Below are 13,335 nucleotides of genomic sequence, written 5' to 3'. Positions count from 1 at the left end.
TGACTCAGTCTTTACGCTGGTGCCAGAGCTTATTTCTGCCGATGCCACGCGCCTTGACGCGTTGTCGCAGCAGGTCAGCGGCGCTGACTTGGGCATCAGCGCACTGCTCTCGCTTGGCGACGTCCCGTTTGCTGGCCCCTTCTGTCACGCTGCAGCCACTGCTCTACAGCGCCAACATGAGCATGTGGCTGAGCTGAATGAGTACGGCACCAGCGCTGCTCGTGCACTGAACGCTCTTGTCTCTGCGGTGTCCACTGCTGAAGATGCCGGTGCTCATGCGCTGCAGTCGATCTCGCCGAAAATGGGAACCGTTGCAGCTCGCGGGATTGGTGATGCGTGATGCTTCCCACCAATCTACTTACGGAGGTCCCCAGCGCGATTGCACAACAGTTAAGTCCTGCCATCGCACCCGCACTGGCAGGACTTGCTGGGGCCGCAATCCCCGCCGCGAGTACTGCCTGGCGCTCAGTGGCAGATTCCGTTGACCGCAACTGGGGCGATGGTGCTGGTTCCGGAGCAGGGGCCGCGGGAACAAGCCTCAAACGGGCTGCAAATGCGGCAGCCGACTTGGAAACTCGCGCCGGAACCATTGACAGTGACATTGCCAAGGGCCTGGCCGCAGTAATGTCAGCGGCCACTGATTTGGCCCGAATCGCCATGGATTTTGTCAGTTCTGCCATGGGCTCGTTGACTGCGACTGCTGCGGGGCCCGCTGGTCTCGCCGCGACCGGTGCCAGCCTAGCCTCAGCGGCCAGTTCCGCGATTTCACAGGCAATTGCACGGCTCATGAAACTCGAGCAAGAACTACGACCTCTGGTGCAGTCGCTGATACAGCAAGCAAGTACAGCGGTGGACACCCCTACCCCACCTCACCCGGCACAGTTGGAGGCCCCAGGTACCACTCAAGCCGCCCTCGCTTCTACGTCTACGAACACCCCAGGATCGGCTAGCGCTACCGACGCTGCAGATGGTTCGGAGGCGTCGTCCGATTCGGGCAGCGCGCCGGTACCTGCGGATGCTGGAGCTGGCGCGCCCACACCAGAGGCCCAAGCTGCGGTGAAGGCTGCACTCAGTGCCGTCGGAACGCCCTATGGTTGGGGCGGAAATACTCCGGGGCAGGCGCTCGATTGCTCAGGCTTGACGCACTGGGCCTACGGGCAAGCTGGTGTTGATATTCCCCGCACGGCAGAAGCACAGGCCGTCGGCAGACAGGTGAGCCAGGATGAACTGCTGCCTGGCGATCTTGCAGTGTGGGACGGCCATGTCGCCATGGTTATCGGTGACGGAAAGATGGTCGAAGCGGGCGATCCGGTGCAGGTAAACCCCGTGCGTACAACCAACATTGGCATGCCGTTTAAGGGGTTCTACCGCCCGACCGGATAGTGCGGTGGGTATCTGCGTCGCAAAACTTCTAAGATAGGAATACGCAAACTTGCCACCCGTGGGGGCGCTGCAGGTATGACAATTTTTGAATTTTAATAATCACCAACAAGCAGAAGGGCTGCGACGAAAACTATGGCCAGGAAAGGCATCGTTCCTATCGAACTCGAGCTGACCTCGGGCACCTTTTACACGTTGTGGGCTCCAAGCTGGCGTGAAGGTGGCTCCGAGTGGCAGGCTCTGCTCGGCCGCGGCGATGACATCTATTTGTTCTCATCGGCGGCAAAGCTCCTGGCTTTCCTTCAGTCGGATGCTCCTCACGACTTCACGCAGCACCCCAGCTGGCGAAACTTCAACCAGCAGCTACCGGGAGCTGCCATCGCGGCGCCACGCCACCGCTATGACCTGATTGGGCTGCCAGAGATTCTGGCCGGCCGGGCCGACTACGACCATGTTTCGCGCGCAGATCGCATTCTTGCCATCACTCGCTCGATTGGTGCAATCGCGGATCTCACTCCGATCAACCAGATGTTCGCCTCTCACTCTGTCCTGGCTGCCACACAAAATGGTGCTGATCACTTCCAGGGCAGTGGCGCCGCTCAGTGGTCGGCTATCGGCAATGTCATCTTGACCAACTGGGACAATTGCATTGACGCTATCGACGCCATCGGCGCAAATACTCCGAGCATCGATGAAGAGTCTGAAACCGCTGCTGCAGCCGCATTAAAGGAAGCGGAGGCCGCGGAGCGTGAGCGTCGTGAAGCAGCGGAGAAGAAGCGCGAAGAGGAAAAGAAGTCCGCAGAGGAGACCGCCGGCGATCCGTACGATCAGACGGTGTGGGCCAACGCTGGCATCGACCCGATCAAGATCTCCATCGCTGGCCGCACGCTCTACACCTTGCGTTGTTACATGGGGCGTCGCCCGCTATTCCTGGGCAGCGCCGGTGAGATTCACACGTTCTCACAGCCCCGCACGATGGTGCGTTGGCTGCTGGAGCACAAGCATCACGACATGTCGGCGCTGACGACGTGGGATGAAATCATCACCGCGGCCAACGCAGGTGAACTGGAGGCCGTGGTGCACGAGGACAATGAGTACTCGTTTACCGGCCTGGCCGAGGACATTGAAAAGGGCCCGAACGCCGTGGACACCGCCCAGCTCGCCCGCGCGTACGAGCTACTCGCAGACGCCGCTGACTGGGCTGGAGATGATGCCGTGAACGAAGTACTGGCGGGCAACCAGCAGCTGCAGTGGCTGCTGAACTTCCTGCTGGACACCGGAGAAATGTCCGAGCCAGTTCCGCCTTACGACGATGAGGCCGAGGGCTGGAGGCAGCTGGAGAAGGACTTGGCCGCTCGGTTCACGACCAAGATCTAGCTCCTCCCAGCAAAGCTGGCCGGCGCTGGCTAGTCCAGCGTCAGGTTCAGCTCATCTTCGGCACCGAAACCCGCACCGTTGACATCAGTTTCGATGTCCTCGTCGCTGTTGTCGATAAGCTGCAGGTAAGCGGGGTAAATAATGGTGTCCATGATGTGCTCGCGGGTCGGCAGATCCACGAATGCATTGTTTAGCGCATTCGAGGTCAGTTCGAACAGCTCGCTGTAGCCGTAACCGAAGTTCTCCACCAACTCCATGCACTCCCGGGTCATGGAAGTCGCGCCAATCAGACGGTTATCCGTGTTGACCGTGCAGGCGAAACTCATATCGTCGAGAAGCGAGAACGGGTGATCCGCAACGCTGTCACAAACACCAGTCTGAACGTTGGAGGTCGGGCAGATTTCCAGCGGAATCTGGCGGTCACGAATAGCGGAGGCAACCTCCTGGCATTCGATGCCCTCGAGGGAAGCACCGAAGTCCTCGTAGATGCGTACGCCGTGACCCAGGCGGCGAGCACCTTGCACGACAGCATCCTGCAACGAATCGACACCGGCGTCTTCACCTGCGTGAATGGTGACCGGAATGAGGTTTTCCCGCAGCATGGTGAATGCTTCGGCATGGTTAGCCGGTGGGAAGCCGTTTTCCGGTCCAGCGATGTCAAAACCGACAACGTACCCGTCGGAGTTCTTCCCGTAGTTGTCGATGACCAGCTGTGCGACTTCCTTGGAATTGTCATTCTGGCGCATCGCACAGACCAGCAGACGTGCGGTGATGTGCTTTCCCTCAGCGGCGGCATGGGCTTCACCCTGCGCCAGGCCTTCGACCAGTGCGTCGATGACAGCCTGCATATCCAGGCCCTTTTCCAAATGGTTTTCCGGAGCCAGGCGCAGCTCAGCGTAGACGACGTTGTCGGCGGCCAGATCCTCGACGGCCTCACGCGCAACGCGCGTCAGCGACTCAGCGGTCTGCATGACGGCGCAGGTGTGCGCGAAGGCGGTCAGGTAGCTCGGCAACGAGCCAGAGTTGCCGGTGTCAATGAACCACTTCTCCAGTTCATCCACGTCGGTGGTGGGCAACTGATCGGTGTAACCGCAGTCCGCGGCCAGGTCGATAACGGTCTGCGGGCGCAGGCCGCCATCGAGGTGATCGTGAAGCAGTACCTTGGGCAGGCTGGCGACAACCTTGCGCATCTCATCGAGATTCGATGCCGAAGACTGTGTGTCCAGAGACTGAGCATCACTGTGCAAAGAATTAGTCATAATGGCCAGACTATCGGTACTGTGCCCTCCGCTTCTACTTCACTGCCGGTGAATCGTAATTCTGCTTTGTACAAAGGCTTCCGCTCCCCCGTTTTCCCCCATCCACACACGACGAATACGTCATTTCGGGTGACGTTTTACTACCCTTATTTCATCATGTTTCCCTCTCGCCGCTTCTCATCTGCCGTTACGCTGCTAGCTACCAGCGCTCTGCTTCTGCCGAGCACCGCCCCCGCAGCCATGGCGCAGAGCACCTCGCTTACCGACGACGCCCCGATTGTCGGTCCCGCACCTGATATCCGTGACACGGAGGGCTGCCCCTACAAGACCCTTCCACCAGCACCAGTGGATTCCTCTGAGGTTCCGGCTCCCGGCGAAACATCTCCCGCTCCACTTCCGGTTCCTCAAAAGCCGGCTGGAGGTAGCAAGATGTCCGCCTGCGGCATTGTCAGCGGTGAGGGGTTTGACGTTCCGAAGGACCTCTCCGCCTCTGCATGGACGGTGTTCGATTTGAAATCCGGAGATGTCCTTGCGGCGAAGGACCCTCACGGCCGCTACCGTCCGGCATCAATTATTAAGGTGCTGCTGGCGATGGAGGCAATCGAGAATTTGAAGCTCGACACCCCAGTCAAGGCGACCTTCGAGGACGCGAACATGGAGGGCTCTCGTGTCGGCATCGTCGAGGACGTGAACTACTCGGTAGAAACGCTCCTGACTGGTCTGTTGCTTAACTCCGGCAACGACACCGGCCACGCCTTGGCCCGCGAACTTGGTGGCATGGATAAGACCACAGAGAAGGTCAATGCCCTGGCAAAGAAGTTGGGGGCGACGGATACGCGAGTGGTCAACCCGACTGGTCTCGATGCTCCGGGGCAGATGACGTCGGCATACGACATGTCACTGTTCTTCCAGCACGCATTCAACAATGAGACCTATCGCAAGCTCTCGGCCACCCGCCTGGCCACCATCCCCGGAGACAAGGCTCTCGAGGTCGATGACTTCGAAATCGCCAACGACAATCAGCTGATTGCCCAGGACTACCCCGGCGCCCTTGGAGGCAAGACCGGTTTTACCGACGATGCCCGTCACACCTTCGCTGGGGTGGCTGAGCGCGATGGCCGTCGTCTCGGCGTCATCGTTCTCGACGTCACGGTTGAGGATTCGCCGCGCCCCTGGGAGCAGGCGGCATCGCTTCTCGACGCCGGCTTCGCGGCCCCGCAGGACAGCTCTGTCGGTGTCCTCGAAGCGGAAGCGACTGAGGACAAGTTGGTAGAAAAATTGCCCGATATCCTGGACAGCGAGTCAACAGGAACCGGGCTAAAAATTACTGTCAGCGCTGCCATCGTAGGTGTCATCGCATTGATTGCGATGGTCACCTACCGCTTCGGCAGACGCGATCGCGACTAATTATTTCGAACCGAGCAGGCGGTTCAATCCGGACGGGTTGGCCGCTTCCGCACGGACGTTAATGACAGCAGGAGCAGGTGCATCCAGCTCCTCGTCGGCAAGCGCTTCTTCGGTCGTCGCGGTCCAGGCGGTGGCGTACATAGTGATGCGCCAGATGAGGTAGAAGACGACCATCAAACCGATGACCGGACCGAAAACTGCACCGGCCGGGTTCGACAGGGCGTTGGAGAAGAAAACGCTACCGAGCTGCTTGACAACCTCAAGGCCAATCGCACCGATAATCGCGCCCTTTGCCGCAGAGCGGAACGGGGCACCCCCGCGCGGCAGGAAAGCGAGCATCCAGAAGAACAGCAGCCAGTTGGCAACGAGACCAATGGCAATGGCAATCAATCCCGCGATGATTGTGATTCCCGGGACATGGGCCAGACCAATCTTGTCCAGCAGGGACTGGGTCAGTCCGGAAGAGCCGGCTGCGGTGACAGCGAAGGTCAGCAGGATCATAACCAGCATGCCCAGCAGACGCAGCAGGTCGCGAACCTTTCCCATCACGAAGTTGCTAGCGCCCAGCGGGCGCTTCCACAGCTGTGTCACTGCGTTGGAGAGGTTGCCCATCCAACCAAGACCCGACCACAGGGTGGCAATGAAACCGACGGTGAAGACGCCACCTGCCTGATCGATCGCGCCTTCGATAATTGCGTTGATGGTGTCGCCCATCGACCCATCGATGGAGTCGGTGATAGCGGACTGGATTTGCTCAAGCAGCTGCTCATTGCCACGCAACACAAGCGCGAGGATGGCAAATGCCGTCATGATTAGGGGGAAAATCGACAGCACGGAGAAGTACGTGACAGCGGCGGCAAAAAAGTTGCCACCCTGCTCGGAGTAGCGCTCCTGCATCCGCATAACGTGATCGAACCACGCCCACTTTTCGCGGAGGCGGTCGATTGCGCTCGGTTCATCGGCGTGTACACGCTCGATGCCATAGCGGTCCGTTCTCTTCGGATCTTTTTGAGTAGAGGTTGCCATGTCCCCTACCTTAACGTGCCAGCTTTCGGTACGGAGACTGAAGCGCAGAGTCTACAGCTGAATTACCGGTTGGCGGCCTTCAGGAACCCGACGCGCTCGTACACATCTGCAAGTGTCTTGGCGGCAACTTCACGGGCGCGGTCTGCGCCTTCGGCTAGGATCCGTTCCAGCTCACCGCGATCAGCCATGAGCTCCTCATAGCGTGCACGCAGTGGCGTGGTGAATGCCTCCAGCGCATCTGCGGTATCGGCCTTCAGCTGGCCGTAGCCAGCGCCTTCGTAGCCGGCAACGAGCTCGTCGACAGGCTTGTCGGTCAACGCCGACTGAATGACCAGCAGGTTGGAAACGCCCGGCTTGTTCTCACGGTCGAAGCGGATCTCTCCGTCATTGTCGGTAACGGCCGAGCGAATGCGCTTGGCGGAGACCTTCGGGTCGTCCAAGAGGTTAATAATGCCCTTCGGATTTGCACCCGACTTGCTCATCTTCGAGGTCGGATCCTGCAAGTCGTAAATTTTCGCGGAGCCTTCCATGATGTGTGGATCCGGCACCACGAAGGTCTTCTTGTAGCGGGAGTTGAAACGCTGCGCCAGGTTACGCGTCAGTTCGAGGTGCTGGCGCTGATCCTCCCCCACCGGCACCAGCTGCGGGCGGTAGAGCAAGATGTCGGCAGCCATCAGCATGGGGTACGCGAACAAACCAGCGGAGGTATGTTCCGCGCCCTGACGAGAGGACTTGTCCTTGAACTGCGTCATACGGCTGGCTTCACCAAAGCCAGTCAAGCAGGTCAACACCCATCCGAGCTCCGCGTGCTCGGGCACATGCGACTGCACGAAGAGCACCGACTTCTCCGGATCAATACCGAGTGCAATCAGCTGTGCGGCACCTGCGATAGTGCGCTGACGCAGCTCCTTCGGATTCTGCTCGACAGTGATGGCGTGCAGGTCTGGAATGAAGTAGTAAGCGTCGAAGTCATCCTGCAGATTAATCCAGTTCTTCAATGCACCCAGGTAGTTGCCCAGGTGGTAGGAATCTGCGGTCGGCTGAATGCCGGACAGAACGCGCTGCTTACGAGCACTCGGTGCAGGATTAGTTGCCTCAGGACCCTTGCTTTCACTCATAGCCAATAAGTCTAGCGCGAGGCCCGCAGTTGAGAGTCGACGACGTACCCGTTTCGACAACACCACGGGCTTTTGCAGGAAACCGACTGCCAAAAGCTAGCCCCGACGCCCCTCGTCCCCCTGCTCCACAAGCATTCGATCGGATAGCAATTTGACGGTGCGCGCCGCAGCGGCTGGCGATTCCTCGGGGTACAGTGCGCGCACCAACGTGATCGCTGGGCGAATGCCGTGTTCAGAGAGAACACGGCGAACACGCTCACGCTCCCCCTGGGTCAACTCGAGCGGGGCTACGGGTGGCCTGCGGGTGTAGGACACGACCATCACGGCTCCCAGCAGAACAATGAGTCCTAGGGAAATCCACAGTGGCCACGCGTAGGCAAAAGACAGCACGATAAACGCAACAATGACACCGGAAGTCACGACCACTGGGACATTGACAGCAGTGCCAGGGTCGTTCTGCAGACTCCGTGCGATGGCTTCCAAATCGGCCATCTGGTGCCGCTTGTTATCGCTCTCGCCGTTTTTCACTGGGGATGTCCTCTCCTTTCCTGGTCCGCACCGAGCTCGCTTCAAGTCCCGCGCAGATTCGCGCTTGGGTTTTACAGCGGCTGAAGTCCCATCAGTCCTTCTTCAAATCTTAGGCGCTCGCGTCCCAAGTGCCGAACTAACCCACAGGTATTATTGGACTAATTCAATTCTCTTATCCGTCAGGAGTCCCATGCTCGCTGCCATTGTGGTTGCCGTCTTCATCCTGCTGGTCCCAGGCGCAGTTCTCGGTTGGGCCAGTGGGCTACGTCCCACGCTCGCGTTGGCATCTGCCGGCCCATTAATGCTGGGTGTGACCGGTTTTTCCGCATGGTTGTCTCACGCGCTCGGGCTGGATTACACCTGGCTCTTCGTGGCCGGCATGTGGGCATGGTTCTGTGCTATTGGCTATCTGGTGCGCAGATTCGTCCCCCGAGCAACGCCCGAAGACGGCTTCGATTCCGGCGTTGTCACCGCGATGATTGTCGTCGGAGTTACGGTAGTCGGCTCGATGCGCGCCATGCTCGTGCTTAACGACGTCCCTGGTGGCCCCGGCGCTATCCGCGAAGCCTGGGACATGCTCTGGCATACCAACTTCCTCCGGTTCATTGACGAACATGCAATAGCCTCGCCCACCGCGGCCGGTGACCTGATGAATCAGGAGACCGGGGCCGAAATGTTCTACCCCACCGGCTGGCATGCCATGGCGGGGCTGCTGCCCGGCTCGGTCTTCCTTGATTCCAACGTGTTTGCGTTCTTGGCCCCGGCGCTGCTTCTTCCCGCAGCAACTGCGGTGCTAGCCCGCACCGCAGTTGGTCCTAAGTGGGCGGCCTATGCCGGTCCCGCAGCTGCCGTCGCGACGCTGATGCTTCCGGAGATTTGGGTGGCCCTTTGGCGCACCTCCTCCATGCCGTATCTGCTCGCGGTGGCCGCTTTGCCGATTGCTGCGGCTTTGACCATGCGGGGCTATATTGTCCCCGCTGCGCTTGCCCTGGTCGGCACGTTTATCACCCACCCGGCCGGCGCAATTGCTGCCGTGCTCTTTGTTGGCTTGTGGTTGATCACCCAACCGAGCGTCAGTGGCCTAGTTCGCACGCTAATTATCGGCGCGCTCGCCCTGGTGATGACTCTCCCGGCGGCTTTGTCCGCGAGTGGGCAAGGCGAATCCGTTGCGGGCTTTACCGGCCAAATTGAGATTTCCCGCTCCGAATCACTGTGGCGAACTCTGATCGGTTTTTCCCGCTATGCTGACGAGCCCATCTTTTCCCGGACTGTTCTGGTTCTTGTGCTCATCGGCCTGGTAGTGGCGCTGGTCTCTCGCCTGCCAGACAGCCCATGGGCGCCGTGGCCGGCGCTGGTTTTCGGGCTGCTCTTTGTGGTGTCCGACAGTGCGCAGTCCCGTTGGTCTGAGCCGTTCGGCACCTATCTGAAGTTTATTGGCACTTTCTTCTACGACATGCCGTACCGCATGCAGGCGGTTATGGGAATTCTGCGCGCAGTACTGATCGGCTACGCAGTCGCGGCTGCCGTTGTCGCGATTGTGGCTGTGGCGCAGTGGATCGTCGCAAAGCGAGATCAGCCGACCAAGTCGTGGAATCCTGCGCTGGCGATGGGGCTCGTAGCGGCACTGGCGATTGTGCCTGCGACCTGGGCGAGTGGGCCTGCTCAGCGCGAGGCAATTCGCCAGAGTTTCGGAAGCACGTTTGTGACCGCTGCGGACATGGAAGCTATTGATTGGCTGTCCGCACAGCCGCATGCGTTTGAGGGGCATATTCTCAATGACCGTCGTGACGGTTCTGCGTGGATGTATGCCATCGCCGGACTGCCGACCCTGTTCCGCCATTTCTCCTTCTCCGACAAAACTGCCGAGGCGAGCAACAAGCTGCCGATAAACGTTGACCTGCTGGGCTCACATCCAGAGTTCGATGCCATGGCGAAGAAATTGGGAGTGCACTACATCATTAGTTCCCCGCCGGGTGTGAACACGGATGGCACGGAGGCGCTGTCGATGCGTTCCTGGGCATGGCACGCGCCGGGGCTCACGCCTGTGTATCACAACAGCTCGGTGATGATTTTCGCGGTCAACAAGATGTTTTCACAGGAAGAGTTGCACGCTGTTGTCAACAGTTCCCCACACCGCCCGGCGCGCCCCAATCCGCTGTGGATGCCTCCGCGCCAGCCAATCGTCCCCTCCCCCGACGAGGCTGTCGATCCGCTCGCCGGCGCGCACATCACCGTCGACTCTCGCCGCGAGGCCATCGAGGCTATCAACGCCGACCTGCCTCGCGCGCTGCGTTTGAGTGGGGATACTTCCGCTCACATCGACAGCATCGTGCAACGCGCCAGCGACAAGCTCCGTCAGCGCGGCGCAATCATTGGCGCGCATTCGCTTGCCGACGACACTGCGAGCGCAGCCACCGTAATCGTCGGTCGCTCATCAGAGGGGCAGACCCTTTCTGGGGATAACATTGGCGATCGTGGTTTTTCGGTATCCGCTGTGGTGAAGTCTCTCGAACCTGAGGACGATGCTCCTGCCGGTTGGCAGTTGGCGGCGGGTGTTCGCGACGGAATGGTGTACCGAGGTTTCAATCCGCACAGCAGTTACAGCACAAACGGGGTGCCAACCGAGTTTCGCACCGGCCTGGCGCCGGCAGTGGCGGTGAACCAGAGTTCGCGGCCACATGCGCCGACAATTGCGCTATCGCTGGGAGCGGTGGGCGCTGAAAAACTCACCCGCGATTTGGCCGACCCCGCTATGCAGGACAAATGGGCCGACGCCATCGTTGACGGCATCGCCTCCATGTTGCGGCAGAACCGGCATCTCGTAACTGCTCCCGAGCCTGAGATAATCCCAGAGTTCGCTGACGTCGGAGCACACTAGTCCGCTCGGGGTTAGGCGTATGCCGGGTTTAGGCGTACTCCACGATCACCGGCGCGTGGTCCGTCCAGCGAAGGTCGTAGGCGGCAGGCTTATCCACTACCGAGCTGACAGCACGCTTGAGCATTGGTTCGGTTACCGCCTGGTAGTCGATCCGCCAGCCGGCATCGGTATCGAACGCCTTACCGCGGTAGGTCCACCAGGACCAGGGACCGTCGGCCTCTGGGTGCAGACGGCGAGTGACATCAAACCACACCGGATCTGCATTGAGCTTCGGGGCCTCCCACACAGAACCATCGGAGAAGGCACCGGATTCCAGCTCCTTGTCGCTGGCCTGTACCTGCGAATCCTGGGGAACCTCATCGGGCCAGCAGCCGAAGACCGAGTCCATCCAGGCACGCTCCTGCGGTAGGAAACCGCTCTTGCGGCGGTTGGTCTTCCAGTTCTTCAAATCCTGTTCGCGGTGGCAGATGTTCCAGTCGCCGCCGATGACTGCGTGGTGACCGTCGCGCCCCTTGGCACCCAGTTCGGCCAGGTAGTCGGAGAAGGCATCGAGGAAGCGGTACTTCTCATCCTGCTTCTCGCTCAGGGCAGCACCAGAGGGCAGGTAGAGGCTGGCAATCTGGACATCCACATCCAGGCCGGTGTCCGCTGCCGGGGCAACACCACTGATAAACCGACCGGATTCTTCGAACTCCTCGGAGCCGATGCCCACCTGGACGTCGTTAAGCGGAAAGCGCGAGAGAATGCCCACGCCGGCGCGCCCCTTGGCACCCAGGTTTTCAGCGCCGACCCAATGCCATCCGGCATCAAAAGCGGGCGCGAGGGCCTTGCGTGCCTGGTCGTCGGTGGCGCGGACTTCCTGCAGCAAAACGACATCGGAACTGGTGTGCTTCAACCACTCCAGCAATCCCAGATTGGTTTCGCTGCGCTCCTTGACGGCGGCGCGGATGCCGTTGACATTGATTGTCGCGATTGTAAGGCTCATGCCCTCATACGTTACCTATGCGTGCACTACGCCTTGAAGACCCCTAGCGCAGTTCGATGCGCTCAGCCTTCTTCGCCTGTGAGCGGCGGTAAAGAACAATGGTCGGCAGAGCGATGAAGATAGCCAACATCGCCAACGTCGCGCCGCCCAAAGCCGGTGCGCGGTAGCCATAACCGGAAGCGATGACCCAACCACCGAGCGCCGCCCCGAATGCGTTGGCCATGTTCAATGCGGCCTGGTTGAGAGCTGCCGCCAGCGTCTGTGCACGACCGGCGACATCCATCAGACGGGTCTGCAGATTAGGCACCAATACCGATCCCAGCAGACCGATAAGGAGGAAGTTGATCGTGCCCAGCACAGCATTCTGTGAGGTGAAGTAGAAGACGCTGAGCATGATTACCATCAGCACCAGCGCAACCATGATGCCCCACTCCCCGATGCGGTCGGAGAGCCAGCCACCGATGTAAGTACCGACAACCATGCCGATGCCGTAGGCCATCAGCACAATCCAGATGTGGTTTTCGCTCATGCCCGCTTCGCGAGTCATAGTCCAGGTGATGTAGGTGTAAACCGCAAACATGCCGCCGAAACCAACGGTGCCAATCGCGACGGTCAGCAGCACCTGCGGTGTCACCAGAGCCGAGAGCTCATCCATCGGACGTGTCTTCGGCATGCGGTTCATATGCGGCACGGCGAACCACAGCGAAACAAATGCAATCAGCCCGATGACCGCGACAAACGCGAAGGCGCTGCGCCAACCGTAAATCTGTCCCAGCACCTGCGCGGCCGGCACACCAATCACAGTCGCCACCGACAGCCCCACTCCTGACAGGGCCACCATTTTGCCGCGCTGCCCCGGCTTAGCCAGGGAGGCCGCCACCAGAGCCGCCACCGAGAAGTACGCACCGTGTGGCAGACCGGCAATGAAGCGCGAGACCATGACCGCTTCGAAAGAGCCCAGTGTGCCTGCCCAAACCGTGGCACCATTGCCGATGGTAAATGCCGCCATCAGCAGCAGGAGCATGCGCCTGCGCGGAATCGAGCCGGTCAGCACGGTAATTAGCGGTGCGCCCACGACAACACCGAGTGCGTACATCGAAATCATGCGCCCTGCGGCATCCTCATCACGTCCGAAGGCATCAGCGATGTAAGGCAGCAGGCCCATGGCCACAAACTCGGTAACGCCGATGCCGAATGCACCGACCGACAGAGCCACAATCACCAAGATTCGGCGTAAATCAGAGATGTCGTCCTGCACCGGAACAGGACGGCGATGCGAGCTAAACGCTCCCGCACGACGCGCACGCGGTTTGTGGTCGTCGTTGTGGGTTGTTACTTCGCTTGACGACGTCATTGCGACCGTCTCCTTTTCTCTTC

At 60.1% G+C, this 13,335-nt stretch carries 11 protein-coding genes; 5 read left to right on the top strand and 6 right to left on the bottom strand.

The genetic code is table 11. The annotated features are described in order from the left end of the window. Window positions 1-19 precede the first annotated feature (19 nt). From CRD20_RS07555 to CRD20_RS07545, 3 genes are all read left to right on the top strand, one after another. Complete coding sequence (locus CRD20_RS07555; protein ID WP_069359429.1) at window positions 20-340, top strand: hypothetical protein; 321 nt, start codon at window positions 20-22, stop codon at window positions 338-340. Between the two features lie 128 nt (window positions 341-468). Beyond that, window positions 469-1,383 (top strand): C40 family peptidase, encoded by a 915-nt coding sequence (locus tag CRD20_RS07550; protein ID WP_246819609.1) that lies wholly within the window; start codon window positions 469-471, stop codon window positions 1,381-1,383. 132 nt (window positions 1,384-1,515) lie between these two features. Next, a complete protein-coding gene (locus CRD20_RS07545) occupies window positions 1,516-2,757 on the top strand; it encodes a hypothetical protein (RefSeq protein ID WP_016422149.1) in 1,242 nt (413 codons plus the stop codon). 29 nt (window positions 2,758-2,786) lie between these two features. Here the strand turns inward: CRD20_RS07545 and CRD20_RS07540 are convergent, their stop codons facing one another. Further along, window positions 2,787-4,016, bottom strand: coding sequence for an adenosine deaminase (locus CRD20_RS07540; RefSeq protein ID WP_016422148.1), 1,230 nt, complete (start codon window positions 4,014-4,016; stop codon window positions 2,787-2,789). A gap of 156 nt (window positions 4,017-4,172) precedes the next feature. On the opposite strand from CRD20_RS07540, the gene CRD20_RS07535 reads away from it, so the two are divergent. Beyond that, the gene (locus CRD20_RS07535) at window positions 4,173-5,423 is read left to right on the top strand and encodes a D-alanyl-D-alanine carboxypeptidase family protein (protein ID WP_187405175.1); all 1,251 of its coding nucleotides are present in this window, start codon (window positions 4,173-4,175) and stop codon (window positions 5,421-5,423) included. Here the strand turns inward: CRD20_RS07535 and CRD20_RS07530 are convergent, their stop codons facing one another. From CRD20_RS07530 to CRD20_RS07520, 3 genes are all read right to left on the bottom strand, one after another. Beyond that, window positions 5,424-6,449, bottom strand: coding sequence for a YhjD/YihY/BrkB family envelope integrity protein (locus tag CRD20_RS07530; RefSeq protein WP_049190314.1), 1,026 nt, complete (start codon window positions 6,447-6,449; stop codon window positions 5,424-5,426). A gap of 62 nt (window positions 6,450-6,511) precedes the next feature. After that, window positions 6,512-7,567 carry a tryptophan--tRNA ligase gene (trpS, locus tag CRD20_RS07525; protein WP_049171954.1) on the bottom strand — a complete coding sequence of 352 codons (1,056 nt, stop codon included), beginning with the start codon at window positions 7,565-7,567 and terminating at the stop codon, window positions 6,512-6,514. 96 nt (window positions 7,568-7,663) lie between these two features. Continuing rightward, on the bottom strand, window positions 7,664-8,095 hold the full coding sequence (locus tag CRD20_RS07520) for a hypothetical protein (protein WP_016422144.1): 432 nt from the start codon (window positions 8,093-8,095) through the stop codon (window positions 7,664-7,666). 190 nt (window positions 8,096-8,285) lie between these two features. Between CRD20_RS07520 and CRD20_RS07515 the strand changes: the two genes are divergently transcribed. Continuing rightward, window positions 8,286-10,973 carry a DUF6541 family protein gene (locus tag CRD20_RS07515; protein ID WP_187405174.1) on the top strand — a complete coding sequence of 896 codons (2,688 nt, stop codon included), beginning with the start codon at window positions 8,286-8,288 and terminating at the stop codon, window positions 10,971-10,973. A gap of 28 nt (window positions 10,974-11,001) precedes the next feature. On the opposite strand, the gene CRD20_RS07510 is transcribed toward CRD20_RS07515, so the two are convergent. Together CRD20_RS07510 and CRD20_RS07505 are read right to left on the bottom strand one after the other, a co-directional pair. Continuing rightward, the gene (locus CRD20_RS07510) at window positions 11,002-11,958 is read right to left on the bottom strand and encodes an exodeoxyribonuclease III (RefSeq protein ID WP_016422142.1); all 957 of its coding nucleotides are present in this window, start codon (window positions 11,956-11,958) and stop codon (window positions 11,002-11,004) included. 43 nt (window positions 11,959-12,001) lie between these two features. Next, window positions 12,002-13,312 (bottom strand): MFS transporter, encoded by a 1,311-nt coding sequence (locus CRD20_RS07505; RefSeq protein ID WP_016422141.1) that lies wholly within the window; start codon window positions 13,310-13,312, stop codon window positions 12,002-12,004. Window positions 13,313-13,335: the final 23 nt, after the last annotated feature.

The organism is Corynebacterium sp. LK33, assembly GCF_014334955.1.
GTDB classification, from domain to species: domain Bacteria; phylum Actinomycetota; class Actinomycetes; order Mycobacteriales; family Mycobacteriaceae; genus Corynebacterium; species Corynebacterium jeikeium_D.
The sequence above is the reverse complement of the archived record's forward strand: the minus strand, read 5'-3'. Positions and strand labels throughout refer to the sequence as shown.